The organism is Streptomyces sp. SudanB52_2052, from assembly GCF_964272415.1.
Taxonomy (GTDB): Bacteria; Actinomycetota; Actinomycetes; order Streptomycetales; family Streptomycetaceae; genus Streptomyces; species Streptomyces olindensis.
The window spans coordinates 5,550,542-5,576,365 of record NZ_OZ186796.1; the positions used below are offsets into that span (position 1 = coordinate 5,550,542).

Genomic DNA, 25,824 nt, shown 5'->3' on the forward strand with positions numbered 1-25,824 from the left:
GGAGCCGCAGGACCCCAGCCGGGAGCCGCGATACCGCAGCCAGGAGCCGCAGGACCCCAGCCAGGAGTCGCAGGACCGAAACCAGGCGCTACTTCAGCGCGCTCGCCACCAGCCGCGCCGCCCTCTTCACCCGGGGCCGGGCCAGGTGGCGTACCGCGGGGCGGATCAGAGTCGCCGTCATACCCGTCGGCTCCCAGCGGACCTGGAGGCGGCCGGGGCCGTGGCCCTCGGGTTCGAGGGTGAGGCGGTGGTGGGGGACGTGAGTGGTCAGGGTGGGGAACGTCAGGGGGGCCAGGAGGAGGCCCGTGTTGGTCAGGCCCTGGTGGTGCAGGCGGAGCAGGGGGTGGCGGATCCCGGTGAAGCCCTGGAGGGGGAGGGACGCCGCCGCCAGGTCCAGGTGGGCATGGCCCTCGAAGACGCCGGGGCGGACGGGCGAGAGGCGGAGGTCCACGCGGAGCCGACGGCCGCCCGGGGCGATGAGGAGTGTGGCCCGCTGGGGCCCTACGGGGAGGCGCAGGGCCGGGTCGTGGGTGCGGATCGTGAGGTCGATCGAGGCGCCGGGGCCCCGGGTGATCTCCGTGATCTCGTGGCGGAACTGGGCGCTCGGGAAGGGCCGCGTCTCCAGTTCCAGGTCCGAGATGTCGAGTTCGCGGCGGGACCAGGCGGAGGCGGGGATCCGGTCGCCCCAGTAGGTGCGGCCCTCCGCGTCCGTCGTCACCCGCCTGGGGGCGACCCCGTGGCCCAGCCCTCGGGCCGCCAGCGTGGCTTCCCGCAGGCGGCGGTCGCGGATCAGCTGGATCACCACGCGTTCGGCGCGCGGGAGGCGGGCGAACGCGCCGGGGGTGAGCGTGTCGAGGTAGGGGGTGACGAGGTCCGCGAAGGACGTCAGCCAGGCGTCGTCCCGGTAGGGCAGGTCACCGGCGTACATCCGGAAGTCGTGCTTGAGGAACTTGTGGTCCTTGTCCTCGCGGAGCGACTCGTGGCCGCTCTCGGCCAGGAACCTGTCGATGAGGTGCTGGACGTGGATCCGGTCGCGGACGTTGGCGAGCTTGTGCCGCTGGTTGGATATCGAGGCCGCGTCGGAGGACGCGTACGGCGCCACGTACCAGCGGTAGACCGGCTCCGGGATGATCGTGAAGCGCTTGGCCAGGCAGTACGCCTGCGCCGAGAACAGCTGGTCCTCGTAGTGGATGCCCTCCGGGAAGCGCAGGCCGTGCCGGTCGAGGAAGGAGCGGGCGTACATCTTGCTCGTCGACAGGTGCTCGAAGAGCAGACGCGGGTCGGCCTCGATGCCGTCGAGGGTGCGGCGCTCGGCGACCAGGTGCGGCATCCAGGTCGAGCGGCGGCCGCTGTCCGCCCGGATCCGCTGCACCGCGCCCATCGCGAAGTCGATCTCGCGCTCGCGGTGCGCGGCGAGCAGCAGTTCGACGGCGTCGACGGGGAGTTCGTCGTCGCTGTCGAGGAACATCAGATACGGCGCCCGGGCGATCTCCAGGGCGCGGTTGCGCGGGGCGCTGCAGCCGCCGCTGTTGCGCTCCAGGCGGAGGTGGCGGATGCGGGGGTCCTCGGCCGCCAGCCGCTGGGCCACCGCCGGGGTCGCGTCGGTGGAGTGGTCGTCGCTGATGACGATCTCGATGTTCGCGTGAGTCTGGCGGCGGACCGACTCGACCGCGCGGGGGAGGCGCTCGGCGTCGTTGTAGACGATGACCGTCACGGTGACGTCGGGGGTGCCCATGACGTCCTGGGTGCTCATGCGGTCGCCTCCTGCGGGGTCGGGGCCGGGGTGCGCTCCTCGATCGGCAGGACCGGAGGCAGCTCCTTCTCGTCCTGGCCGAGGAAGACCCGGCGGACGACGCGCTCGGCGGCGCGTCCGTCGTCGTACTCGCAGAACCGGCGCCGGAAGACGGCCCGGGCCTTCGCCGCGCCCTCGTCGTGCCAGGCGTCGGTGGTGAGGATCTCCGTCAGCTCCTCCTGGGTGCGGGCCACCGGGCCGGGGGCCTCGGCCATCAGGTCGAAGTAGACGCCGCGGGTGGTGCGGTACGTCTCCCAGTCGTCGGCGTGGATCACCAGCGGCCGGTCGAGGTTGGCGTAGTCGAACATGATCGAGGAGTAGTCCGTGACCAGGGCGTCCGCCGCCAGGCACAGCTCCTCGACCGGGTCGTAGGAGGAGACGTCGATGATGCGGCCCGTGCGGCGCAGGTTGGTGAGCGGGGAGGCCGCGCCGCCGTAGAAGTAGTGGCCGCGGACGAGGAGGACCGTGTCCTCGCCGAGCCGGTCGGCGAGGGCGGCGAGGTCCAGGCGCGGCGTCCAGCCGGCCTCGTAGTCGCGGTGGGTGGGCGCGTAGAGGACGGCCCGGCGGCCGGGCGCGATGCCGAGGCGGTCGCGGATCGCCCGGATGTCGGCGGCACCGGCCGTGTAGTACACGTCGTTGCGCGGATAGCCGTGGTCCAGCGAGACGTAGTGCGAGGGGTACGCGCGCTGCCACATGCGGGTGGTGTGGCTGTTGGACGAGACGCTGAAGTCCCACTTGTCGATGCGCTCCAGCAGCGCCTGGAAGTCCAGTCCCTGCGCGGCGGCCGGGTATGCCATCTGGTCGATGCCCATGCGCTTCAGGGGCGTGCCGTGGTGGGTCTGGACGTGGATCGCGTCGGGGCGCTTGACCACCGCGTTGGGGAAGTTGACGTTGTTGACGAGGTACTTGGCCGTCGCCAGCACCTCCCAGTAGCGGCGGCTGCCGGGCACGACGTGGTCGGTGCCGGGCGGCAGCAGGGCCGCGTTCTCCTCGGACACCACCCACACGGCGTGGATCTGCGGGGCGAGTTCGGCGAGCTTCGCGGCGATCGCGGCGGGATTGCAGGCGACGCCGCGGTTCCAGTACGCCGAGAACACCGCCAGGTTGGGGTTGACCGGGCGGCCCAGCGCCCTGCGGTACTGGTGGTCGCGGAGCTTGGCGCCGACCTGGCGCCTGCGGGTCCGTACGGCCGACCTGGCGGTGCGGCGCGTGCGGTTGACGGCCTGGAAGGCCCGGTACTTGGTGTACGCGCCCTCTTCGAGCAGGGAGCGGCGGACGCCTTCCAGACCGGCCGGGCGCCGGTAGTCCTCGGGGCGGCGGCGCAGGGCGGCCAGGGACGCCCGGCGGAAGAACTCCCGCGCGACCTCCTCCGGCATGCCGCCCCGGGTGAAGGTGCGCAGGCAGTCGCGGACCATCACGTCGTAGAGGACGGTGTGGGCGGCGCGGCGGTCGCGGGCGAGGTCGATGAGTGACTCGTAGCGCTCGACGAGGCCGTAGCGCTGCTCGGGCGTGACGGGGGGCAGGCTGGCGGGGCGCAGCCTGCGGTCCTCGTAGGCGACGTGCGGCAGGCAGGCGACGCGGTCGGCGAGCAGCAGGGCGGCCAGGGCGGCGTACGGCTCGTCGTCGGTGGTGAGCCGTGGCTCGTGCGCCCGCCAGAAGTCCGCGCGCAGGGCGCGGGTGCCGAGCAGCGGGGTCAGCCGCAGCAGGGGCGCGCAGTCGTCCAGGGCGACGTCGGCCCGGCCCGCCCGGGCGAGCAGCGAGCCGTCCGGGGAGGGCATGCCGGAGGTGTGCCAGGTGCTGCGGACGTGGTCGAGGAGCAGGACGTCGACCTCGCCGGGCAGTTCCGCCACCCGCTCGGCGACCGTGCGCGGGGCACCGGCGGGCAGGCCGTCCTTGGCGTGGACGAAGTGCAGCCACCGCCCGGAGGCCCGTGCCGCGCCCGCCGCCCGGGCCGCGGCGTCGCCCGTGCCGTCCGGCAGCGCCAGCACCTGGACGTCCGGGGTGTGGTGCTCGGCGGTCTCCCGGGCCCAGTCGCCGACCGCGGCCACGATCACCTCGGCGTCCGGGAGGGGATGGGCGGCGAGGGAGTCGAGGAGTTCCGTCAGATGGTCCTGCACGTTCGGCCCGTGGACGATGACGCTGAGCTCGGCCATCACGGGGACTCCTTCTCGCGGCTGCACCTATGCGGTCATGGTGCCATCAATGAGACAAAAGGGCCGATCGAGTGGGCCTCACGAGGGAACCGCCGCCTTGGGCTTGGGCTTCGGGGACTTGTCCCCGGTGAACGCCTCGTACTCCTTCAGGACGTCCTCCGTCGGCCCGTCCATGCGCAGCTCCCCGCGCTCCAGCCACAGCACGCGGTCGCAGGTGTCGCGGATCGACTTGTTGTTGTGGCTGACCAGGAAGACCGTGCCCGCGTGCTTGCGCAGCTCCCGGATGCGGTCCTCGGAACGCTTCTGGAAGGAGCGGTCGCCGGTGGCCAGGGCCTCGTCGATGAGCAGGACGTCGTGGTCCTTGGCGGCGGCGATGGAGAAGCGGAGTCGGGCGGCCATGCCGGAGGAGTACGTCCGCATCGGCAGCGTGATGAAGTCGCCCTTCTCGTTGATGCCCGAGAAGTCGACGATCTCCTGGTAGCGCTCCTTGATCTGCTCCCGGGACATGCCCATGGCGAGACCGCCGAGGTGGACGTTGCGCTCGCCGGTGAGGTCGTTCATCAGGGCCGCGTTGACGCCGAGGAGGGAGGGCTGGCCGTCGGTGTAGATGTGGCCGTTCTCCACGGGGAGGAGACCCGCGACGGCTTTCAGCAGGGTGGACTTGCCGGAGCCGTTGGTGCCGATCAGGCCGATCGCCTCGCCCCGGTGGGCGACGAAGGACACGTTCTTCACGGCGTGCACCCGGCGCACGCCCGCCGCCTTCTCGGTCTGCTTGCGGCGCAGCATGCGGTTGAGGGCGGCGGTCGCGGAGCCGCGTCCCGCGCCGGTGCCGTTGACGCGGTAGACGATGTCGACGCCGTCGGCGACGACGGTGGGGATCTTCTCGCTCGGGTGCTCAGCCACGGCCGTACGTCTCCTCAGCCTTCCAGAAGTAGATGAAGCCGCCCACGCCGGCGACCAGCGCCCAGCCGGCCGCGATCGCCCACACGTGGGCGGGGAGCTGGCTCGCGTGAAAGCTGTCGATCAGGGCGAAGCGCATCAGGTCGATGTAGACGGCGGCCGGGTTGGCCGCCAGGGCGACCGTCACCACGTGGGGCAGGCTGTCCTTCTGCGCCAGCTTGTCGATGCTCCACATGACACCCGAGACATACATCCAGGTGCGCAGCACGAACGGCATCAGCTGGGCGATGTCGGGGGTCTTGGCACCCATCCGGGCCATGACCATGGAGACGCCCGCGTTGAACGTGAACTGCAGGAACAGCGCCGGCACCGCCAGCAGCCAGGACGCGCCGACCGGCACCCCGAAGCAGAGCAGGATCACCACCAGGGCGCCCATCGAGAACAGCAGCTGCTGGAGCTGCTGGAGGCAGAACGACAGCGGCAGCGCGGCGCGCGGGAAGTGCAGGGCGCGCACCAGGCCGAGGTTGCCGGAGATGGCGCGGGTGCCCGCCATGATCGAGCTCTGCGTGAACGTCCAGATGAACACGCCCGTGACCAGGAACGGGATGTAGTCGGGCACGCCGTGCTTGGTGCCGAGCAGCACGCCGAAGATGAAGTAGTAGACCGCCGCGTTCAGCAACGGGGTCATCACCTGCCAGACCTGGCCGAGCTTCGCCTGGCTGTACTGGGCGGTGAGCTTGGCGGTGGCGAACGCGGTGATGAAGTGGCGGCGGGCCCACAGCTGGCGGACGTACTCGGGCAGGGAGGGGCGGGCGCCGCTGACGGAGAGGCCGTGGCGGGCGGCGAGGGCCGCGAGGTCGTGTTCGGCCGGGGCCGGGTTCTGGCTCCGGGGCTGGGGCGGTGTGTGGAGGACCTGGCTCACATCCGCTGCTTTCGCTCGGGGGGAGGGGTGGGGCCTGAGGGGTCACAGGGGCCGGAACGGGTGGTCTTTACCGGACCCTGGACGACTCTTTACGTCGGGACGGGACCGTATCGTCGTGACGTGAGCGTAAGCCGTTTGAGCGTCGGAACGCAACCGTTTCGTCGTGACGCCCTATGCTGTCCGGCATGACGACGAAGCCCGACGAGCCCCAGCAGCCCCCGCGCCGCCGGGCCCCCGCGGGGGCGGCCGTACTGCGGGAGGACGTGACGGAAGCCATCCGGGCGGCCGTCTTCGAGGAGCTCGCGGCCGTCGGCTACGCGCGGATGTCCATCGAGGGGATCGCGCGCCGGGCGGGCGTCGGGAAGACGGCGGTCTACCGCCGCTGGCGCTCGAAGCTGCACCTGGTCCTGGACATCGTCTCGGCGCTCGCCGTGCAGGGCCTGCCCGCGCCGGACACCGGCTCCCTGGAGGGCGACCTGCGGCTGCTGTACGAGGTGACGTCCCGTGCCCTGCGTCACCCCGTCGCCTCGCAGATCATCCCGGACCTCCAGGCCGAGGCGGCCCGCAACCCCGACATCGCCGAGGCCCTGCAGAAGGCCCTGCGCGAGGGGCAGGACGGCGTCGCCACCGGCATCGTCACGGCGGCGGAACGCCGCGGCGAACTCCGCGAGGGCCTCGACCACGACCTGGCCCTCGACCTGATCTCGGGCCCGCTCTACTGGCGCTCGGTGGTGATCCGCAGCCCGAAGCTGCCGAAGGGATACCTGGGATCCCTGGCCCGGGCCACGTCGGCGGCGCTGCGGGCGCTGTAGGAGCCGTCACCCCCGGGGGGCCCTGCGGAAGCGGAGCGTCAGCCGCGTTCCGCCGTCGCCCGCAGCGCGAGCAGCTCCGGCGCGAGCAGCTCGATCCGGCCGTCCGCCGCCGGCCCGACGAGGCCGTCGCGCCGCAGCCGGGACAGGGCGCGGTTGACCGTCACCCGGGTGACGCCCAGCAGGTCGGCGAGCTCCTGCTGCGACCCGGGCAGGGACACCACCCGCCCGCCGTCCGCCGCCGCGTGGAGCAGCCAGGCCGCGAGACGCGCCTCGCACGGCAGGGCGACGGTGTCCGTCAGCCGTTCCTGCTGGGCACGGGCCTGGGCGGCCAGCAGGCGCAGGACATGCGCGCGGACCGCCGCCGAGTCGTCGAGCAGAGCCATGAAGCGGGCCCGCGGCACGGCCCGCACCGCGCACCGTCCGACCGCCGTGTACGTCGCCGTGTGGCCCGCCCGGTCGAGCAGCGCCACCTTGTCCAGGGCGCACGGCCCGCTCCACGTGCCGAACCGCACCACCCGCCCGTTCGCCGTCGCCGCGGACGCCGCCGTGCTCCCGCTCAGCAGCACCAGCAGGTGATCGGCCGGCGCGCCCTGCACCCGCAGGACCTCACCGGCGGCGTAGCGGCGCGGCACCGACCCGTCCCACAGGGCGATCAGACCGGCGTCCGGCAACCGCGCGAACAGCGGTACGTCCCGCAGCCGCCGCCATCCCTGCGTGTCCACCCCGACTCCCGTCTGTATCGCGCGATACAGCAGCATCCGGCGCGCCGAGCCTAACCTCACCGCCGTCCCCGCACACCGGCTAGGAAAGGACCCCCGTGTTCGTCGTCGAACTCGCCTTCACACCCGCCCCGGAGCGCCTCGCCGCCCGCCCCGCCCACCGCGAGACCCTGGCCCGTCTGCACGCCGACGGGGCGCTCGCCGCCGCCGGTCCCTGGGCCGACGACACCGGCGCCCTCCTGATCTTCACGGTCGGCCGGGCGCGGCTGGACGAGATCCTCCACGAGGACCCGTACTACCGGCGCACCCCCGGCGTCGAGGTCCGCTCGGTGCGCGAGTGGTCCCCGCTCGTCAGCCCCGCCTCGCCTCCGGGTGCAGCCGCACCCACCCCTCCCACGCCGAGGTGATCATGTCCTGGACGTCGTGCCGGGCCTTCCAGCCCAGCTCGGCGGCGGCGCGGTCGGCGGAGGCGACGACGCGGGCCGGGTCGCCCGGGCGGCGGGGCGTGACCGTGGGCGGCCGGTCGTAGCCGGTGACGGCGTTGATGCGGTCGATCATCTCGCGGACGGAGACGCCCTCGCCCCGGCCGATGTTGACGGTGACGTCCCGGCCGGGGGAGGAGCGCAGCGCCCGGGCCGCCGCGACATGGGCCTCGGCCAGGTCGACGACGTGGATGTAGTCGCGCACGCAGGTGCCGTCCGGAGTCGGGTAGTCGGCACCGAAGATCCGCGGCGGCGCGTTCTCCGTGAGCTTCTCGAAGACCATCGGGACGAGGTTGAAGACGCCGACGTCCGCCAGCTCCGGGCTCGCCGCCCCGGCCACGTTGAAGTAGCGCAGGGACGCGGTCGACAGCCCGGTCGCCCGGCCCGTCGCGCGGACCAGCCACTCGCCGGTGAGCTTCGTCTCGCCGTACGGCGACATCGGCACGCAGGGCGTCTCCTCGGTGACCAGGTCCACGTCCGGCATGCCGTAGACCGCCGCCGAGGAGGAGAAGACGAAGGACGGCACCCCGGCCGCCGTCACGGCGTCCAGGAGGATCCGCAGGCCCTCGACGTTCTCCCGGTAGTAGCGCAGCGGCTGCTCGACCGACTCGCCGACCTGCTTCTTCGCCGCGAGGTGGACGACACCGGTGACCGCGTGGTCCGCGAGGGTGCGCGCGAGCCGCTCGGCGTCCAGCGTCGAGCCCACCACCAGCGGCACCCCGTCGGGCACGCGTTCGGCGATGCCGGTGGACAGGTCGTCGTACACCACCGCCTGTTCGCCCGCCGCGGTCATCGCCCGTACGACGTGCGCTCCGATGTAGCCGGCGCCGCCGGTGATCAACCAGGTCATGTGCGGCCGTCCCCTCGTCAGTTGGCCCGTGGTGGTGCCCATGGTGGTGCCTGTGGTGATACGTCGTGGTGCGTCGTGTTCGTCGTGCTCTCAGTGAAGCAGGCGGCGCAGTCTCCCGCGTGCGACCGACAGCACCCCGCGTACGCCGGGGGCCACCCGCAGCGCCAGCGCGCCGGAGTGGGTGGTGTACGGCTGTACGAGTACCACGCCGTACCGGGCGCTCGGGACGGCGCTGCGGCGCAGCAGACCGGCGCCCGTGAGGGCGTGCGCCGTGACGTCGCGGCTCACGCCGTCGCGGAAGCGCAGCCGAAGGCGCAGGTCCCAGGTGCCCGCGCCGGGCGCGGCCAGGGCGGGGAGGTCCACGGCCGTCTCCGCCGACCAGGCGCCCGCGGCCGGCACGAGCGGGGTGGCACGGCAGGCGACGACGGTCCCGTCGTCCCGGTGCCGCCACTCCGCCTCCACCGTCTCCGGCCCCGCCTGTGCCACCCGCCCGTACAGCTCGTGCAGGCGCAGCCGCAGCCGGGTGCCACGCGCGCGTGGCCGCAGCGCCGCGTCGACGGCCAGGGGCAGCTCCCGCACGGGCCGGGTCAGCAGGGGTTCCAGGGAGATCTGCGGGAGGTCCTCCGACCAGACGGGCGTGCCGTCGGCGGCCCGGGCGTACGGCGGGCGGAGCCGGGCCGGCCGGGCCGCCAGCTCCCGCAGCCGGGGCAGGTCGCGCGGCTCCGGGCTGGCCAGGACGACCCGCCCGGCCAGCCGGCCGGGAGCGGCCGGGTCGCGCGCCCAGTCGTCCGCGTCGTACTCCGCGAGATACGCCCGCGTGAGCTCCCACCACGCGCGCTGGTAGGAGGCGTCGCGCAACCCCAGTTCACGCAGGTACATCCGCAGGTCGTGGTCGAGGAACTTGGCGCGCGCGGCCCGCGCGAGTTCCTTCCGCCCGGCGCCCAGCAGGATCTCGTACGCCTGCCGGCACGCCTCCGTGCGGGCCCGCCAGTTGACGACGCCGGTCCGGTCCAGCGAGATCGACAGCCGCTCGGCGGACCGGCGCACGTGCCAGACGTAGACCCGGTCCGGGACCAGGGCGATCCGCGGGTCGGCGGCCAGCACGCGGGCGGTGAAGACGACGTCCTCGTACGGGAAGCGGCCCTCGGGGAAGCGGATGCCGTGCTCGCGCAGGAAGCCGGTGCGGTAGAGCTTGTTGACGCAGAGCGTGTCGTGGACCAGGCGCGGCCGCCGCGCCGGGTGCGGTACGACGGCGTGCAGCGCGTAGAGGCGCGGCTGCCAGGGGACTTCGCGCCCCGAGGGCAGTTCCCGGCGTACGCACAGCCCGCCCGTGACCTCCGCGCGCGCCCCCGCGGCCGCCGCGAGCAGCGCGTCGACCGCGCCCGGTGGCAGGACGTCGTCGCTGTCCAGGAACATGACGTACGGGGAGGTCACCGCGTCGAGCCCGGTGTTGCGCGGGGTGCCGCAGCCGCCGCTGTTGACCCGGCGCCGGATCACCTTCAGACGGGGCTCCGACGCGGCGAGCCGGTCGAGCAGCCCGGCGGTGCCGTCCGCCGAGCCGTCGTCGACGGCCACGACCTCGCGCACGGCCGGGCCCTGGGCGAGCGCCGAGCGCACGGCGTCCGCCACATGCGCGGCGTCGTCGTAGCCGATGACCACGACGGCGACCTGAGGGGCAGGCATCACGGCATTCATCGCGGCATTCATCACGGCGGATCTTAATCCGGGCGAATGACACGAAAGTGATAACACACCATCAAACGACTCTAACGCCTGCGCAGCGGCACAGAATCGGCACGTGACGATCCGACATCCGGGGGGCACGGGCCCGGTGCCCGTGGCGGTTCCCATGGCGGCGATGCTCGGGATCGGGCTGTGGGGCCTGGACCGCGGCGGCATGTGGGGCGACGAGAGCGTCACCTTCCAGGTCGCCCGGCGCACGGTCCCGCAGATCTGGCGGCTGCTGCACGACGTGGACGCGGTGCACGGCCTGTACTACCTGTTCATGCACGCCGTCCTGGCGGTCCACCCGGGCGAGGTCGTGCTGCGCCTGCCGTCGGTGTGCGCGGCGACCGTGACCGCCGGCCTGGTCGCGGCCCTGGGCGTGCGGCTGGCCGGACCGCGGATCGGCCTGTGGGCCGGTCTCCTCTACGCCATCACGCCGATGACCGGCCACTACGCCCAGGAGGGGCGGTCCTACGCGCTGGTCGCGGCGGGCGTGGCCGGGGCGACGCTGCTGCTCCTGAGGGCCGTGGACGCGGCGACCGCGCGGGCCTGGTGGCCGTACGGCACGGTCGTCGCCCTGACCTGTCTGCTGCACGAGCTGGCGGTGCTGGTGCTCTGCGCGCACGCGGTGACGCTGGCCCTGACGCGGGTGCCGCGGCGGGTGTGGTCCGGCTGGGGGTGCGCGGCGGCGGCCGTGGTGCTGCTCCTGCTGCCGCTGGTGTGGGTGTCGCAGGGGCAGGCCGGGCAGGTGGCGTGGCTGGCGCCGCCGGGGTGGGACCGGGTGGAGCGGCTGGCACGGAACTTCTCGCCCGGCCCGGACGGGGCGGTGTTCCGGGGATCGTTGCTGCTGATGGCCCTGGGGCTCCGGGAGCGGCGCCTGGCGGCGGTCGCGCTGCCGCTGCTGCTCGTGCCGCCGGGGATCCTGATGACGGTCTCGCAGGTCCGTCCGCTCTACCACGACAGGTACGTGCTCTACGCGCTGGCGGGAGGGTCGCTGCTGGTGGCGGCCGGGGCCGGGCGGGTGGCCGGGGCGCTGGGGCGGATGCGGTTCGCCGGGCGGCAGGTGCGGATCGCCGGGCGGCGGGTGCGGATCGGCAGGCGGCGGGTGCGGATCGGCGGGCGGCGCGTGCGGATCGGCGGTCGGCGGGTGCACGCCCTGCTGGGCGTCACCGGCGTCCTCGCCCTCACCGTCACCTTCCTGCACCACCTCCCGGTGCACCGCCAGGACCGCTCGGCCGCCCAGCGCCCCGACAACCTCGCCGTCGTCTCCGCGCTCGCCGTCCGCCAGATGCGCCCCGGCGACCCGGTGCTGTTCGTGCCGTCGGTCGGCCGGCTCGCCGCGCTGGCCTACCCGAAGGGGTTCCGGCGGGTGCGGGACATCGCGCTGCGGGAGTCGGCGCCCCGGTCCGGGACGCTGTGGGGCCGTGAGGCGACCCCCGGGGAGCTGCGGCAGCGGCTCGCCTCGGTGGACCGCGTCTGGGTCGTCGCCGAGCGCGACGCGCTGGACCCGCGCCGGCCCCCGTCCGACCCGGTCGAGCGCACCAAGCTCGCCGTCCTGGCGGAGGAGTTCACGGTCCGGGAGGAACACGCGCGGGACGGAGTGACCCTCCGCCTCTACGTCCGCCCGTCGGCCGGGGACGTGCCGCCCGGCACCGCTACGACCGCGCGTCTGCCGGAGAGCCGCCCGGCGTCTCCGACAGCGCGGCCGCGTCCAGCGCGGTGGTGAGGTCGTCGAGGCGGGCGCGCAGGGCGCGGATCTCGGCGGCCGCGAAGCCCGTCGAGGCGGCGATCCGGCGCGGCACCTGAAGCGCCCGCCGCCGCAGCGCGGTGCCCTCCTCGGTCAGCCGCACCTGGACCGACCGCTCGTCGCGCGCACTGCGCTCCCGCGTCACGAGGCCGGCCGCCTCCAGCCGCTTGAGCAGCGGCGACAGCGTGCCGGAGTCGAGCCGCAGATGCTCCCCGAGCTTCTTCACGGGCAGCTCGCCGTGCTCCCACAGCACCAGCATCACCAGGTACTGCGGGTAGGTGAGCCCCAGGTCCTTGAGGATCACGCGGTAGACGCCGTTGAAGGCGCGCGAGGCCGCGTGCAGGGAGAAGCAGATCTGCTGGTCCAGGCGGAGCCAGTCGTCGTCGGGCGTGTCCATGGTTCCAGGGTAGCTCGTGCCCGCCATTCAATTGTGTGCAACTTAATTGTGTGCTCTAATTCTGGGTGTCAGGCGGCCCGGAAGCGGGCCGCCGAACGTTGACGTGAGAGGGAAGGACTTCCATGGACGCGCTCTACACCGCTGTCGCCACCGCCACCCATGGCCGCGAGGGCCGGGCCGTCAGCTCCGACGGCGTGCTGGACCTGGCGCTGGGCATGCCGCAGGCACTGGGCGGCAACGGCCAGGGCACCAACCCCGAGCAGCTCTTCGCCGCCGGTTACGCCGCGTGCTTCGGCAGCGCCCTCGGCCTCGTCGGCCGCACGGCGAAGGTCGACGTCAGCGACGCCGCCGTGACCGCCGAGGTCTCCATAGGCAAGCAGGGCGAGGGCTTCGGGCTCGCCGTCACCCTCCGCGTGGAGCTCCCCGACAGCGTGGACGAGGCGACCGGCCGCAAGCTGGTCGAGCAGGCCCACCAGGTCTGCCCGTACTCCAACGCCACCCGCGGCAACATCGACGTCGACCTGGTCATCGAGTAACCACCAGGACGTCACCCCCCGACCCGCGCCAGCACCTCCCCGGTCCGCCTGCTCCACGCCACCACCACCGCCTCCTCGGGCACCGGGTGCCAGCGCGTCAGCAGCAGCCAGCGCACGTGGTAGCGGCGGACCACGGCGGCCCGCCCGGAGCGGGTCGAGTCAGGGGCGAGGTAGGCGCGCACGTCGGCCGCCCGGCGCTTGCGCTCCGCCTCGTCCAGGGCCGGGTCGGGCCAGATGGGCGCGGCGAGGTTGGGCCCGTACCCGGCGATGGCGTGACTGGCGAAGTACCCGTCGGTGATCACCACCTCGCCCGGCCCGATGTGCCGCGCCGCCCAGTCGTACGACGGCCAGCGCGTCGGCTGCGCGAACCCCACCGGGTCGACCGAGCGCGGCACGACGGCTCCGGCGTGCACGGTGACGAACCCGACGCACACCCCGACCGCCGCCGCCCCGCCCAGCACCCGCCGCGCCCGCCCCCAGGGCCGGGCCGCCGCCAGCTCCACCGCCAGGGCGAACTGCGGCGGCACCAGTACGGCCCACAGCGCCCGGGCGTACGTGTAGTGCCCGCTGAGCCAGCCGTACGCCACCAGCAGGCACTCCAGCAGGAACAGCAGCACCAGCGGATCACGCGCCGAGCGGCGGGACCGCACCCACAGCGCGGGCAGGCCGAGCAGCGCCAGCCAGGAGTTGGCGAGCATCCGCTCGTACAACTGCCGGTGCATCGCGTCCATACCGGTGTCGCCCACCAGCGTCAGCACTTCGTAGTACGGCCAGGTCAGGGCGACCGTCGCGCAGGCCGCCCCGGTGACCGCCCAGCGCGTCACCACCGGCCGGCGCCAGCCGCGCTGCCGGGACGCCACGATCGCCACCGCCCCCGTGAGCGCCGAGGCGGCCGTGACGGGATGCGTGAGCAGGATCAGCCCGTACAGGGCGCCGATCCCGGCGTACCCCCACCAGCCGCCGAGCCCGCTCGGTCCGACGAACCGCACGGCCGGGGCGTCCTCACCGGCGCGGGTGCTCGTCCAGGCCCACGCCCAGAAGGTCAGGCCGATGGCGAGGGCGGACGGATACCCCAGGTTCGTCGTCATCGACATCAGCCCGAGGTAGCCGCTCCACAGGATCCGTGCCGTGCCCCACAGCAGCGTCATGAACAGGAGGGCCAGCACCGGCGCCCAGGGGCGTGCCGTGAGGGTCCTGACGAAACGGCCGACCCCCGTCAGCAGCACCAGCAGGTGCACCGGCCCGGCGAGTTTCACGACCTCCCAGCCGGACAGCCCCGTCAGCCGCGCCAGCACGCCCTGCGCGACGGCGTACGGGCCGTAGTAGGGGCTGCCCTCGCCCGGCAGGTCTGCCATGGTGTGGGCCGGGTGCAGCAGGTCGTCCTTGAGGCGCTCGATCACCGCCGCGTGCTGTCCGGCGTCGCAGCACAGCGGGACCCGCCAGAACGCCAGCGTCATCACCAGCCAGAACAGGGCGCCGTAGAACTGGTACGGGGTGGGCCGCCCCACCCGGCCGCCGCGCAGCGCCGTCGCACCGCGCACGGCCCGCCGGACGAGGACCGGGGCGCTCACAGGAGAGGGGGAAGGGTCTGGGGCATGCGCCGAATGTTCCCGGCCCTCCGCACGTCCTGACCCCGGGTCACTTCATCGGGTGAGGCGGCTACGCCCACCTGCCGTCAGGTCAGTCGCACAGCGCCTTCTCGGCCGCCGCCGGCCAGCGTGCGAACCGGAACCGCGTCCGCTCGAAGGCCCCGGTGAGGTTGTGCCAGAACCGCTCGGCGGTGAGCGGCGCGCGCACCGACTCCCTCAGCTCCGCGAGCGCGCCGCAGCCCAGCGCGGCCCGGGCCGCCTCGACCGCCTCCCGCGAGGCCCCGGCCCGCAGCAGGTCGCGGTGCGGCGGGTGGTCCATCGCCCACTCCGCGAAGATCCAGTGGTTGCGCAGGAACTTCTCGTGGCCCGGCCAGCTCCACCGCTCCAGCGCGAGGTGCGCGCCGATGGGACTGGCCAGGCCCCAGGCGTCGTTGACGTAGGCGTCGAGCGGGGCGGCGGCCCCCGTGACGCCGAGATGCCGTCCCACGATGACGACGTGGTACGGGGAGTCCGGGCGCATCGGCGTGGCGTGCAGCCGCCGCTCGGCGTCGAAGTAGAGCAGCGTCGGACGGTCCGCGCGCTCGGCCTTCGCCAGCATGGCGCGGCCCTCCGGCAGGGCGGGCCAGCGGTCCACCCAGGTCGCGGTGCGCACCGGGTTGTGGTCGCCGAGGCCCTCCACGTCGGAGCTGCGCACGTTGAACGAGCCGGGCGTGCTGCGCACGTCGAACGGCGTCCGCAGCGGACTGACCGCCGCGCACAGCCACACCACCAGCAGCGCGCCCGCCACGCCGGTGACCCGGTTCGCGGGCACGACCAGCAGCGGCAGGAGCAGCAGCAGGAGCGCGGGGAGGATCATGCGGGCGTGCATGTAGTCGCCGCCGACGCGGACGACGTACCCGGCGAGCAGCGCACCGGCCGCGAGGGGCGCCAGCAGCACCGCGAGCGAGGCCCGGCCCGGGGCCCGGTCCCGCCGCTGCCGCCGGGTGCGGCGCACCAGCAGGGCGGCCAGCGCGCCGAGCACGGGGACGACCGGCCACAGCCAGTACGGCCCGAGCGTCTCGTGCACGTACCCGGCGCCCCGGCCCCAGTCGCTGGCGCTCGCCTCCTTGGCGATGGCGGGCAGCGGCACCAGGATCCCGTAGTACCCGGCCCGGAACACCTCGTACGCCAGCGGCACGGCCCCCGCCGAGGCCAGCAGCGCCGCGACGCCCCGCCGGGACGGGCGCAGCACCCACCACTGCGCCGCCAGGAAGCACCCGGTGACCACCGCGAGGTCGGGCCGGACCAGCGGCCCCAGCCCGAACACGAACGCCGCGAGGTACGTCTCCCGGGCCTCCTGACCACGCCGGACGCGGGTCAGCAGCCACCACGACAGCCCGGTCCAGAAGGCGCCGAGCCCGCTCTCCAGGCCCGAGGTCATGTACGACCAGAACGGCGGCACGGCCAGCAGCACGAACACCCCCGCCGGGAGCAGGAGCCCCGCGCTCCGGTGCAGCCGGCAGGTCGCGTACAGGGCGAACGCGAACCCGGCCGTGCTCAGCAGCAGGCCCAGCCCGACCGCGAGGAACGCCGGGTCCTCGCCGGTGACCCAGGTCGCGAGCGCGAGCAGCCACTGCCACAGGGTGCCGGTCGAACTCTCCGCCCGTTCCCCGACGTTGAACACGGGCCCGTTGCCCGCCAGGATCTGCCGCACCGGGCGCAGGTAGATCAGCCCGTCGTCGCAGATCCAGCGGCGCCGGTAGCCCAGCACGAACAGGGCCGCGGTGGGCACGGCGACCAGGGCCGCGTGCCACCAGTGCACCGGCCGTGGCCGCTCGTCGGCCGCCGGGGGCCGCGCCGAGGAGCCCCGCTGGCCGGGCAGGGAGGGGACGGCCTCGGGACCGACGGGGGTTCTCATCGCTCGACCAGCGCCTCGGAACGGTCGCGGACGCCCTCGGTCCGGCGGGCCGCGGGCAGCAGCGCACCACCCCGCTCGCCCAGCATCAGCAGCCGCACGACCCGCTCGGCAGCCCGCCCGTCCTCGAACTCGCAGTACCGCTCCCGGAAGCCGGACCGCAGCCGCGCCGCCTCCGCGTCCCGCCAGGTGCCCGACGCGAACAGCCAGGCCAGCTCCCGGTACGAGCGCGACACATGGCCGGGCGCGTCGGCGGTGATGTCGAAGTAGGCCCCCCGGCTCGCCGCGAACGCGCCCCAGTCGTCGGCGTGGATCACGATCGGCCGGTCCAGCAGCACGTAGTCGAACATCAGGGCGGAGTAGTCGGTGACCAGGACGTCGGACGCCAGCAGCACGTCCTCGACGTGCGGTTCGTCGGTCGCGTCCACCAGCACGCCCCGCCGGTGCAGGTCGGACAGGCCGAGACCACGCGCCACCCCTGCCGCCAGCGACGGGTGCAGCCGGACCACGAGGGTGTGGCCGGGTCCGAGGTCCGCCGCGAACCGGGCCAGGTCGAAGCGGTCGACGTGGCCGCCCCGCCGGTAGTCGCGGCGCGTCGGCGCGTACAGCACCACCGTGTGGTCGGCCGGGATGCCGAGCCGCTCGCGCACCGCCCGGCCCCGCTCCGGCCCGGCCCCGACCAGTACGTCGTTGCGCGGACTGCCGGTCCGCAGCGAGGTGAAGTGACACGGGTACGCCCGCTCCCAGGCCCGCTCCGCGTGCCGTCCGGCGACCAGGCTGTAGTCCCAGCGGTCGGCCCGGCGCAGCATCTGCGGCACGTCGAAGCCGTGCCGGGCGCCCGGCTTGGTCAGCAGGTCGGCGCCCATGTACTTCAGCGGGGTGCCCTGGTGGGTGTGGATGTGGACGCTGCCGGGCCGCTTGGCGAGGGTGCCGGGCCAGTTGACGTTGTTCACCCAGTACGTGGCCCGCGCCATGACCTCGTGGTAGCGCCGCGAACCCGGCGTCACATGGTCGACGCCGGGCGGCAGCGCGTCCACCGCGTCCTCCCGCACCACCCACACGCCCCGGATGTGCGGGGCGATCTCGCGCGCCTTCTCGTAGATCGCGGCCGGGTCGCCGGACACCCCGCGGTGGTGGGTCGCCGAGTAGACGGCGAGGTGCGGATCGAGCGGGCGCTTCGACTGGACCCCGTACCAGCCGCGCAGGGCGGTCTCCGAGGCCTTCCGCGCCACCCGCCGCCGCCCGGCCAGGGCCGCCGCGCGCAGCTCCCGCATCCCCCGTGCCGCGGCGTACGACGCGTAGGGCGCCGACGCCAGCAGCCGCATCTCGACCCCGCGCCAGCCGTCCGGCTCCCGGAAGCCGCCCTCGGGGAGGTGCCGCCGGTGGAAGGAACGGATCTCCCGGTAGAAGTCGCCCCGGTCCGCCGGTCGCACCCGGTCCTCACGGGCCAGCACGAACAGCATGTGGTCCAGGGCCCGCTCCAGCAGCAGCGGCCGCGCCCAGTCCAGGTCGGGGCGCTGCTCCAGGAACGCGAACAGGCCCTCGTACTGCGGGAAGATCTCGAAGTGCCGGCGCCCCGGCGTCTTGGTGATCGCGCCCTGCCGGCGCTGCCGGTACTCCACGCCGATCCGGTCCAGACAGGCGATGCGCTCCGCCAGCACCATCGACCGGTAGGTGACCGGCGCGTCCTCGTACAGCCCCGGCGCGTACCGCAGGCCGTGCTCCTGGAAGAAGGTTCGCCGGTACGCCTTGTTCCAGGCGACCAGGAACAGGTTCAGGTACTGCGGGCTCTCCCGGACGGAGAACGTCTCCAGGCCCGCCGCCGCCAGCAGGTCCGCCGCCTCGCTGCGCCCGCCCCGGCCCCACCAGTGGGTGCGCACATGGTCGAAGACCAGGATGTCCGGGTCGCCGGTCGTCTCCAGGCGCGCGGCGACGGCCGCCAGCAGGCCGGGCGTGTAGCGGTCGTCGCTGTCGAGGAACAGGACGTAGTCGCCGGCCGCCTCCTCCAGACCGGCGTTGCGGGCCCGGCCCAGGCCGACGTTCTCCGGCAGGTGCAGCACCCGCACCCGGGCGTCGCGGGCGGCATACTCGTCGAGGATCTGTCCGCTGCCGTCCGGCGAGCGGTCGTCCACGGCGATCACCTCGAAGTCGCCGTAGGACTGGCCGAGCACCGAGTCGAGGCACTCGCGCAGGAAGCCCTGCACCTTGTAGACGGGGACGATGATGCTGAAGCGGGGCACTTCTTCGGTCAGCTCCTTACGAGGGTGGCGGCCGCGGGGGCCGGGACGCGCTCCGCGAGCGGGATCACGGGCGGGATCGACTCGGGCGGCTCCCCCAGCAGCACCCGGCGCACGACGCGCTCGGCGGCCCGGCCGTCGTCGAACTGGCAGAAGCGCTCCCGGAACGCGGCGCGCAGGGCCGTGGCGGACGCGTCGGCGTACGTGCCGTCGCGGAAGACGGACGCCAGCTCCTCCGGCGTACGGGCGACCCGGCCGGGCGGGGACTCCATCAGGTCGAAGTAGACGCCCCGGGTCTCCCGGTAGACGTCCCAGTCGTCGGCGTACACGACGATCGGCCGGTCCAGGTTGGCGTAGTCGAACATGATCGACGAGTAGTCGGTGATCAGCGCGTCCGCCGCCAGGCACACGTCCTCCGACGAGCGGTGCCCGGTGACGTCGATGATCCGGCCGCCGCCCCGGGACGCGCCCCGGTCGTAGAAGTAGTGGGCGCGCAGCAGGACGACGTACTCGTCGCCGATCGCCTCGCAGAACTCCGCCAGGTCCGGGCCGGAGGCGAAACCGGTGGCGTAGTCGCGGTGCGTGGGGGCGTAGAGCAGGGCCTTCTTGCCGTCCGGGACGCCGAGTTCCTTGCGGACCCGGGCCACGTCCTCCGCGGACGCCGTGCAGTAGACGTCGTTGCGCGGATAGCCGTACTCCAGTGTCTCGTGCGCGCCGGGGAACGCCCGCTCCCACATCTCGGTGGAGTGGCGGTTGGAGGTGAGGTTGTAGTCCCAGCGGTCCACCCGGGCCAGCAGTTTGGTGAAGCTTCCGGTCGCCGCGGCCACGACCGGGTACGTCGACTGGTCGGCGCCCATCGTCTTCAGCGGCGTGCCGTGCTGCGTCTGCAGGTGCACGCTGCCCCGGCGCTTGACGACGGCGTCCGCGAAGTTGGCGTTGTTGACCAGGTACTTCGCCCGGGCCAGCACCTCCCAGTACTTCCGGCTGCCGATCACCGCGTACTCCACGTCCGGCGGCATGCTGTCCACCGCGTCCGGCTCGACCAGGAACACCGCACGCAGGTGCGGGGCGAGTGCGCGGGCCTTGGCGTGGATCGCGGCCGGGTTGCAGGCGTAGCCGCGGCCCCAGTACGCGCAGTACACGACGAGGTTCCGGTCGAGGGGCAGGCGCAGGTGCGCCGCGTAGCGCAGCCGGGTGCGCAGCCCGCGCGGGCGGGGCAGCAGCGCGGCGGCCCGCAGCGCTCCCCGGTTCGCGGCACGCAGGGCCCGGAACGCCGCGTACGAGCCGGACGCCAGCAGGCGGTGCTGGACGCCGAGGCTGCCGCCGGGCGCCTGGTACCCGGCGGGGCGGTGCCGCCGGTAGAGCGCGCTCGCCCGCCGGAAGAAGGCCCGCCGCCCGGCCGGCAGCCGCCGCGGGTGCGCGGCCGTCTTCAGCACGGCGGCGAAGAGCTGCTCGAACAGCGGCTTCAGCCGGTCCGTCGGCAGCCCCTCCTCGGCGGCCCGGGTCAGCACCAGCTCGGTCTGGTCGAGCAGTTCGGTGTGGTGCCCGCCCGGCAGGTTCAGCCGGTTGCCCTGCCGGCGCAGCAGATGCCGGACGACGACCGTGCGCAGGGCCGCCACCCGCTCCGCCCGCAGGGCGACCAGCCCCTCGAACCCGACATCGGTGAAGTGGTCCCCGGGGAACGCGATGTCCCGCTCGGTGAGGAAGGCCCGCCGGTAGACCGCGCTCCACGCCGGGAGCGCCACGCCCGTCAGCTGCGGGGCCTCGCCGGGGGCGAAGGCCCGGTCCGGGGTCCTGGCCAGCAGCGGGGCCGCCGGGTTGGTCGGCTCGCCCTCCCACCAGGGGGTGCGCTCGTGCTCGAAGTACAGGACGTCCACGTCACCGGTCTCGCCCAGCCGGGCGTCCAGCGCCGCCAGCGCCCCCGGGGCCAGGACGTCGTCGCCGTCGAGGAACAGCACGTGGCCGCCGACCGCCGACCGCAGCCCGGTGTTGCGCGCCCCGGCCAGACCGGCCGACGGCGGCGAGTGCACCGGCGTCACCCGGGAGTCCCGCTCGGCGTACCCGGCGACGACGTCCGCCGCCGGTGCGTCGGGTGCGTCGCACACCGGGATCAGCTCGAAGTCGCCGAACGACTGGGCGAGGATCGAGTCCAGCGCCTGGGACAGCCGGCCCGCGACCCCATGGGACGGGACGACGATGCTGAAGCGGGGCATTCTGCTCTTTCTGTCGAGGGCCTTCAGGAGCGGGTCTGGCGGGTCCGTCGCGGGCGGGCCCCGCACGCGGCAGGCCGCCTCATGCGGTGCGACGGCGTCGGGGCCGCCCGGACGGGCGCCAGGACGGCGGCCGGCTGGGTGTCGGCCGCGACGGGCTGGAGGGCATGTGGACTCCCCGGAGTGAGAACCGTGTTCAGAGGCGGTCGGTGACGGCCGCGGAACCGGCCGGCTGCGGCACCGTGGCGAGCGGCTCCCGCGTCAGCGAGGCCGCCGCCGACGGCACCGGGCGGCGCTCGTCCAGCGGGACGACCGGCGGCAGGTCCGACTCCCCGAGGACCACCCGGCGCACGACCCGCTCGGCGGCCCGGCCGTCGTCGTAGGTGCAGAACCGTTCGCGGAACGCCGCCCGCAGCTGGGCCGACCGGGAGCCGCGCCAGTGGCCGGTGGCGAAGATGTCGATCAGCTCGTCCTCGCCCCGCGCGATCGCGCCGGGTGGGAAGGAGCGCAGGTCGAAGTAGGTGCCGCGGGCCGCCTCATAGGCCTCCCAGTCGTCGGCGTGGATCACGATCGGCCGGTCCAGGTTGGCGTAGTCGAACATCAGCGACGAGTAGTCCGTGACCAGGGCGTCCGAGGCCAGGCAGAGCGACTCCACGCTCGGGTGGTCGCTGACGTCGACGACCCGGCCGCAGGTCGTGGTCAGCGGGCCGCCGTAGGCGTGGTGGGCGCGGGCCAGGACGACGAAGCGCGGGCCCAGGCGGCGCACGATCCGCTGGAGATCGAGGGGGTGGCGCGGGGAGCGGCGGTAGTCGCGGCGGGTCGGCGCGTACAGGATCGCCACCGCGCCCTCGGGGACGCCGAGCGAGGCGCGCAGCCGGGCCACGTCCGCCTCGGTCGCCGTGCGGAACACGTCGTTGCGGGGGTAGCCGTACTCCAGCGTGGTGTAGCGGCCGGGGTGGACGCGCTCGTGGGTCAGGGTCGTGTGGCGGTTGGCGGACAGCACGTAGTCCCACTGGTCGACGCCCTTGAGGAGCCGGGCGAAGTCCCGGCCGCGGGCCGCCGCCGGGCGCTCCTGGAGGTCCAGCCCGAGGTGACCGAGCGGGGTGCCGTGCCCGGTCTGGATCAGCACCTGGCCCCGGCGCTTGACCAGGCGGTCGTCGAAGTCGGTGTTGCTGACCAGGTACCGGGAGCGGGCGAGCGCCGTCCAGTAGGCGGCCGTGCCGGGGACGAGCCGGCGCGGGCCGGGCGGGATCGTGTGGTGGTGCTCGGGACGGGCGACCCACGCCGTGCGGATGTGCGGCGCCAGGTCGCGGAACGCGCTCTCCAGCGCGCCCGGGTTGCAGCTGTGGCCGCGGCCGTCGTACGCGGTGAAGACGGCACGGTCGGCGCGCAGCGGGAGGCAGCGCTGCACGCGGTAGTGGGCCCGGAGCGCGGCGGCCCGCAGCCCGCGCCCGAGCCTGCCGGTGATCCGGCCGACGGAGCGGTGCGCCGCCGACGCCAGCTTCAGGGCGCGGTAGGTGCGGTGCAGGCCGAAGCGGATCAGCGTGTGGTGCACCCGGGCGCGCAGGGGACCGGGCGCGCCGGGGGTGCGGTAGCGGCGGTAGTGGGCCCGGGCCCGGCGCAGGAAGGCCGCGCGCGAACCCCGGGGCAGCCGGTCCCGGCGCGAGTACACGATCGCCAGGTGGTGCACCATGCGCCGGAACAACACCGGCCGCCACCGCGCCAGTTCGGGCCGCTCGTCGAGGAACGCGAAGACCCGGTCGTACTGCTGGAAGACGTCGAAGTGCCGTTCGCTGGTGGTGCGCAGGATGCTGCCCTGCCGCCGCTGCCGGTAGTGCACGCAGACCCGGTCGAGCGTCGCGATCGACTCCGCGGTCATCAGCACCGGGTACGTCCACGGCGTGTCCTCGTACCAACCGGGCGGGAAGGCGAACCCCTTCTCCTCGACGAACTCCCGCCGGTACGCCTTGTTCCAGGCCACCATCAGCAGCCGCAGCAGCCCCGGCCGGTCCTCCAGACGGAACGGGGCCGGGCCCTCCTCGGTGAGCTGCAGGGCCGCCTGGTTGCGGACCGCCTCGCCCGTCCAGTAGGTGCGCGCGTAGTCGAAGACCAGGACGTCCGGATCGCCGGTCTCCTTCAGCCGGTCCGCGATCGACCGCAGCGCGTCCGGCGTGAGGGTGTCGTCGCTGTCGAGGAACAGCAGGTAGTCGCCGCTCGCGTGCGCCACGCCGGCGTTGCGGGCGCGGCCCAGGCCGACGTTCTGGGGCAGGTGAACGGGGAGCACGCGCGCGTCGCGGGCGGCGAACTCGTCGATGATCGCCCCGCACGCGTCCGGCGAGCAGTCGTCGACGACGATCAGTTCCAGATCGGGACAGGACTGGGAGAGCACCGATTCGAGGCACTCGTGCAGGTACGCCTGAACCTGGTACGCGGGGACAATGACACTGAACCTGGGCAAGAGGCCATCCATCGGTCGGCGCGGGCGTTCGGCCCGGGAACGGCCGGTGGGGTGAGTTGGTTACGGCGGCTACGGCATCCGGGGGATCGCCGGAGGGGCGGACCGCTCCCGGCCCGCCCCTCCAACTCCCTTTCTCTGCACGCTACTTGACGGCCCCTGCCATCACGCCGGACACGAACTGCCGCTGGAACGCGAAGAACACGGCCAGCGGGACCACCATCGAGATGAACGCGCCGGGGGCCAGCACGTCGATGTTGTTGCCGAACTGCCGTACCTGCGTCTGGAGCGCGACCGTGATCGGCTGGCTCCCGGAGTCCGAGAAGATCAGCGCGACCAGCATGTCGTTCCACACCCACAGGAACTGGAAGATGCCCAGCGAGGCGATCGCCGGAGCGCCCAGCGGCATCACGACACGGAAGAACAGGCGCAGTTCGCCCGCCCCGTCCAGCCGCGCGGCCTCCAGCAGCTCCCGGGGGATCTCCGCGAAGAAGTTCCGCAGCAGGAACACCGCGAACGGCAGGCCGAAGCCGACGTGGAAGAGCACCACGCCGGTCACCGAGCCGAAGATGCCGATGTTGCCGAAGAGTTCGGCGATCGGGATCAGCGCGACCTGCACGGGCACGACCAACAGGCCGACCACGCCCAGGAACCACCAGTCGCGCCCCGGGAACTCCATCCAGGCGAAGGCGTAGCCCGCCAGCGAGCCGATGATCACGACCAGCAGCGTCGCCGGGACGGTGATCCACACCGTGTTGAGCAGGCTGCTGGTGATGTCGTCGTTCTCCAGCAGCTTGGAGTAGCTGTCGAAGGTGATCTGCGACGGCTCGGTGAACACCTTCCACCAGCCGCTCGCCGCGATGTCCTCCGGCGAGCGGAGACTGGCCAGCAGCAGACCGATCGTCGGCACCAGCCAGAACAGGCCGACCACGATGAGGAACACCCGCACGAGCCCGCCGCTGACCCCCTCGACCAGCCGGGACCCCAGCGAGCGCCTCGCCTTCACCGAGCCGGTGGGCCGCGCCGCCTTGCCGGGCAGACTGCCCGCGTCCGCGGTCATCGCCGCACCTCCCGCCTCAGCCGCCGTACGTTGAACCACATCACCGGGATCACGAGCAGCAGCAGGAACACCGAGATGGCGCTGGCGATGCCCGGCTGGTCCTCGGAGAAGCCCTTGCGGTACAGCTCCAGGGCGAGCACGTTCGCGTCGTCCTGCGCGGAGCCCGGGGCGATGATGAAGACCAGGTCGAAGATCTTCAGCACGTTGATCATCAGGGTGACGGTGACGACCGCGAGGACCGGCGCCAGCAGCGGCACCGTGACCCGTCTGAACACCTGCCACTCGCTCGCGCCGTCGACCCGGGCGGCCTCCAGCAGTTCCCGGGGCACGCCCGCGAGCCCGGCGGCGATCAGCACCATCGCGAAGCCCGCCCACATCCAGATGTACGCGCCGATGATGGCCGGGGTGACCAGGGACGGGCCGAGCCAGTCCAGGCCGTTGTACGGCTCCTTGAAGTTGCTCGCCGGAAGCCGGAGTTGGGCACCGTCGGCGGAGGCCGGGAGGGTGAAGGTGCCGTCGCCCGCGGCCGTCGTCGAGGCCACGACCCTGCCGTCCTTCACGGCCTCGATCCGCATGCCCGCATAGCCCAGTTCGGACGCGTCGACGCTGTTGAGCGTGCCCACGCCCTTGCCGCGGGTGAAGTCCTGCCAGGTCGTGCCGGTGACCTTGTCCGGCTCGGCCTTCGGCGCCACGGCCGCCTTCGCGTCGTCCGGCATCAGGTCCGGCGCCACACCCACCAGGGGCAGCGAGACGGTCTCGCCGGCGCGGACGGGCGACTTCGTGATGAACGCGCCCCCGCCCGCCGCCTGAAGCGGCGACTCACGGCCCGGGTGGGCCTTCGGGAACGCCGACGACTGGGCGAAGGTGTCGTGCACGCCCACCCACACCGCGTTCGCCACGCCCTTGTCCGGGTCCTGGTCGTACACCAGGCGGAAGATGATGCCCGCCGCCAGCATCGAGATCGCCATCGGCATGAAGACGACCAGCTTGAACGCCGTTCCCCAGCGCACCCGTTCGGTCAGCACCGCGAAGATCAGGCCGAGCGCCGTCGCGACCGTCGGCGCGAACACCACCCAGAACACGTTGTTCTTCAGCGCGGTGCGGATGCCCTCGTCGGTGAAGAGGGCCTGGTAGTTGTCGACTCCGGCGAAGCCGTCGCCGGACTGGTCGTAGAAGCTGCGGACCACCGAGTACCCGATCGGGTACACCACGAGCGCGCCGAGCAGGACGATCGCGGGCAGCAGGAACAGCGCCGCGACCATCCTGCGGGTGCCGGTCACACTCTTGCGCGACTTGGGAGCGGCAGGGGGCTTGACGCCCCCTGCCGCCGTGGCCGACGTCATG

19 protein-coding genes are annotated in these 25,824 nt (G+C 73.6%); 4 read left to right on the top strand and 15 right to left on the bottom strand.

Annotated features, from left to right (window positions below; genetic code table 11):
• Positions 1 to 88 precede the first annotated feature (88 nt).
• From ACSUPV_RS24815 to ACSUPV_RS24830, 4 genes are all read right to left on the bottom strand, one after another.
• Positions 89 to 1,735, bottom strand: a complete 1,647-nt coding sequence (locus tag ACSUPV_RS24815) for a glycosyltransferase family 2 protein (RefSeq protein ID WP_436949938.1) — start codon at positions 1,733 to 1,735, stop codon at positions 89 to 91.
• Positions 1,736 to 1,749: 14 nt separating this feature from the next.
• Complete coding sequence (locus tag ACSUPV_RS24820) at positions 1,750 to 3,945, bottom strand: CDP-glycerol glycerophosphotransferase family protein (protein WP_436948576.1); 2,196 nt, start codon at positions 3,943 to 3,945, stop codon at positions 1,750 to 1,752.
• A 78-nt stretch (positions 3,946 to 4,023) separates the two neighbouring features.
• The gene (locus ACSUPV_RS24825; protein ID WP_037766889.1) at positions 4,024 to 4,848 is read right to left on the bottom strand and encodes an ABC transporter ATP-binding protein; all 825 of its coding nucleotides are present in this window, start codon (positions 4,846 to 4,848) and stop codon (positions 4,024 to 4,026) included.
• On the bottom strand, positions 4,841 to 5,767 hold the full coding sequence (locus tag ACSUPV_RS24830) for an ABC transporter permease (protein ID WP_031113058.1): 927 nt from the start codon (positions 5,765 to 5,767) through the stop codon (positions 4,841 to 4,843). The genes ACSUPV_RS24825 and ACSUPV_RS24830 overlap by 8 nt, the downstream gene beginning before the upstream one ends.
• 185 nt (positions 5,768 to 5,952) lie before the next feature.
• On the opposite strand from ACSUPV_RS24830, the gene ACSUPV_RS24835 reads away from it, so the two are divergent.
• Positions 5,953 to 6,579, top strand: coding sequence for a TetR/AcrR family transcriptional regulator (locus ACSUPV_RS24835; protein WP_359791854.1), 627 nt, complete (start codon positions 5,953 to 5,955; stop codon positions 6,577 to 6,579).
• Positions 6,580 to 6,617: 38 nt separating this feature from the next.
• Here ACSUPV_RS24835 and ACSUPV_RS24840 read toward each other — a convergent pair whose 3' ends face one another.
• Entirely contained in the window at positions 6,618 to 7,301 is a 684-nt protein-coding gene (locus ACSUPV_RS24840) for a Crp/Fnr family transcriptional regulator (RefSeq protein WP_031113061.1), read from the bottom strand.
• Between the two features lie 95 nt (positions 7,302 to 7,396).
• On the opposite strand from ACSUPV_RS24840, the gene ACSUPV_RS24845 reads away from it, so the two are divergent.
• The gene (locus tag ACSUPV_RS24845) at positions 7,397 to 7,705 is read left to right on the top strand and encodes a YciI family protein (RefSeq protein WP_031113063.1); all 309 of its coding nucleotides are present in this window, start codon (positions 7,397 to 7,399) and stop codon (positions 7,703 to 7,705) included.
• On the opposite strand, the gene galE is transcribed toward ACSUPV_RS24845, so the two are convergent.
• Together galE and ACSUPV_RS24855 are read right to left on the bottom strand one after the other, a co-directional pair.
• Positions 7,650 to 8,630, bottom strand: a complete 981-nt coding sequence (galE, locus tag ACSUPV_RS24850) for a UDP-glucose 4-epimerase GalE (RefSeq protein ID WP_037766896.1) — start codon at positions 8,628 to 8,630, stop codon at positions 7,650 to 7,652. The two genes, ACSUPV_RS24845 and galE, sit on opposite strands and share 56 nt — an antisense overlap.
• 90 nt (positions 8,631 to 8,720) lie before the next feature.
• On the bottom strand, positions 8,721 to 10,313 hold the full coding sequence (locus ACSUPV_RS24855) for a glycosyltransferase family 2 protein (protein WP_436948577.1): 1,593 nt from the start codon (positions 10,311 to 10,313) through the stop codon (positions 8,721 to 8,723).
• Positions 10,314 to 10,479: 166 nt separating this feature from the next.
• Here ACSUPV_RS24855 and ACSUPV_RS24860 point away from each other — a divergent pair, with 166 nt between their 5' ends.
• Positions 10,480 to 12,081 (top strand): glycosyltransferase family 39 protein, encoded by a 1,602-nt coding sequence (locus tag ACSUPV_RS24860; protein ID WP_436949939.1) that lies wholly within the window; start codon positions 10,480 to 10,482, stop codon positions 12,079 to 12,081.
• Here ACSUPV_RS24860 and ACSUPV_RS24865 read toward each other — a convergent pair.
• Positions 12,011 to 12,499 carry a MarR family winged helix-turn-helix transcriptional regulator gene (locus tag ACSUPV_RS24865; RefSeq protein WP_436948578.1) on the bottom strand — a complete coding sequence of 163 codons (489 nt, stop codon included), beginning with the start codon at positions 12,497 to 12,499 and terminating at the stop codon, positions 12,011 to 12,013. The two genes, ACSUPV_RS24860 and ACSUPV_RS24865, sit on opposite strands and share 71 nt — an antisense overlap.
• A 122-nt stretch (positions 12,500 to 12,621) precedes the next feature.
• On the opposite strand from ACSUPV_RS24865, the gene ACSUPV_RS24870 reads away from it, so the two are divergent.
• Positions 12,622 to 13,035: an organic hydroperoxide resistance protein gene (locus ACSUPV_RS24870; protein WP_031113075.1), complete on the top strand. Its 414-nt coding sequence runs from the start codon at positions 12,622 to 12,624 to the stop codon at positions 13,033 to 13,035.
• Positions 13,036 to 13,046: 11 nt separating this feature from the next.
• Here ACSUPV_RS24870 and ACSUPV_RS24875 read toward each other — a convergent pair whose 3' ends face one another.
• The 7 genes from ACSUPV_RS24875 to ACSUPV_RS24905 form a co-directional block, all read right to left on the bottom strand.
• Complete coding sequence (locus ACSUPV_RS24875) at positions 13,047 to 14,606, bottom strand: hypothetical protein (RefSeq protein ID WP_436948579.1); 1,560 nt, start codon at positions 14,604 to 14,606, stop codon at positions 13,047 to 13,049.
• Between the two features lie 109 nt (positions 14,607 to 14,715).
• A complete protein-coding gene (locus ACSUPV_RS24880) occupies positions 14,716 to 16,521 on the bottom strand; it encodes a hypothetical protein (RefSeq protein WP_436948580.1) in 1,806 nt (601 codons plus the stop codon).
• Complete coding sequence (locus ACSUPV_RS24885) at positions 16,518 to 18,758, bottom strand: bifunctional glycosyltransferase/CDP-glycerol:glycerophosphate glycerophosphotransferase (RefSeq protein ID WP_436948581.1); 2,241 nt, start codon at positions 18,756 to 18,758, stop codon at positions 16,518 to 16,520. The genes ACSUPV_RS24880 and ACSUPV_RS24885 overlap by 4 nt, the downstream gene beginning before the upstream one ends.
• An 8-nt stretch (positions 18,759 to 18,766) precedes the next feature.
• Positions 18,767 to 20,968 carry a CDP-glycerol glycerophosphotransferase family protein gene (locus tag ACSUPV_RS24890; RefSeq protein WP_436948582.1) on the bottom strand — a complete coding sequence of 734 codons (2,202 nt, stop codon included), beginning with the start codon at positions 20,966 to 20,968 and terminating at the stop codon, positions 18,767 to 18,769.
• Between the two features lie 193 nt (positions 20,969 to 21,161).
• Positions 21,162 to 23,423, bottom strand: a complete 2,262-nt coding sequence (locus tag ACSUPV_RS24895) for a bifunctional glycosyltransferase/CDP-glycerol:glycerophosphate glycerophosphotransferase (protein ID WP_436948583.1) — start codon at positions 23,421 to 23,423, stop codon at positions 21,162 to 21,164.
• Between the two features lie 142 nt (positions 23,424 to 23,565).
• Positions 23,566 to 24,480 carry a carbohydrate ABC transporter permease gene (locus ACSUPV_RS24900; RefSeq protein ID WP_031113087.1) on the bottom strand — a complete coding sequence of 305 codons (915 nt, stop codon included), beginning with the start codon at positions 24,478 to 24,480 and terminating at the stop codon, positions 23,566 to 23,568.
• Positions 24,477 to 25,823, bottom strand: coding sequence for a carbohydrate ABC transporter permease (locus ACSUPV_RS24905; RefSeq protein ID WP_436948584.1), 1,347 nt, complete (start codon positions 25,821 to 25,823; stop codon positions 24,477 to 24,479). Before ACSUPV_RS24905 ends, ACSUPV_RS24900 begins: the two co-directional genes overlap by 4 nt.
• Between the last annotated feature and the right edge of the window lies 1 nt (position 25,824).

Coding starts and splice junctions, on each gene's coding strand:
- ACSUPV_RS24855 (WP_436948577.1), bottom strand. CDS start 10,313: ATGCCTGCCCCTCAGGTCGCCGTCGTGGTCATCGGCTACGACGACGCC.
- ACSUPV_RS24865 (WP_436948578.1), bottom strand. CDS start 12,499: ATGGACACGCCCGACGACGACTGGCTCCGCCTGGACCAGCAGATCTGC.
- ACSUPV_RS24820 (WP_436948576.1), bottom strand. CDS start 3,945: ATGGCCGAGCTCAGCGTCATCGTCCACGGGCCGAACGTGCAGGACCAT.
- ACSUPV_RS24860 (WP_436949939.1), top strand. CDS start 10,480: ATGGCGGCGATGCTCGGGATCGGGCTGTGGGGCCTGGACCGCGGCGGC.
- galE (WP_037766896.1), bottom strand. CDS start 8,630: ATGACCTGGTTGATCACCGGCGGCGCCGGCTACATCGGAGCGCACGTC.
- ACSUPV_RS24870 (WP_031113075.1), top strand. CDS start 12,622: ATGGACGCGCTCTACACCGCTGTCGCCACCGCCACCCATGGCCGCGAG.
- ACSUPV_RS24905 (WP_436948584.1), bottom strand. CDS start 25,823: ATGACGTCGGCCACGGCGGCAGGGGGCGTCAAGCCCCCTGCCGCTCCC.
- ACSUPV_RS24835 (WP_359791854.1), top strand. CDS start 5,953: ATGACGACGAAGCCCGACGAGCCCCAGCAGCCCCCGCGCCGCCGGGCC.
- ACSUPV_RS24880 (WP_436948580.1), bottom strand. CDS start 16,521: ATGAGAACCCCCGTCGGTCCCGAGGCCGTCCCCTCCCTGCCCGGCCAG.
- ACSUPV_RS24890 (WP_436948582.1), bottom strand. CDS start 20,968: ATGCCCCGCTTCAGCATCGTCGTCCCGTCCCATGGGGTCGCGGGCCGG.
- ACSUPV_RS24815 (WP_436949938.1), bottom strand. CDS start 1,735: ATGGGCACCCCCGACGTCACCGTGACGGTCATCGTCTACAACGACGCC.
- ACSUPV_RS24900 (WP_031113087.1), bottom strand. CDS start 24,480: ATGACCGCGGACGCGGGCAGTCTGCCCGGCAAGGCGGCGCGGCCCACC.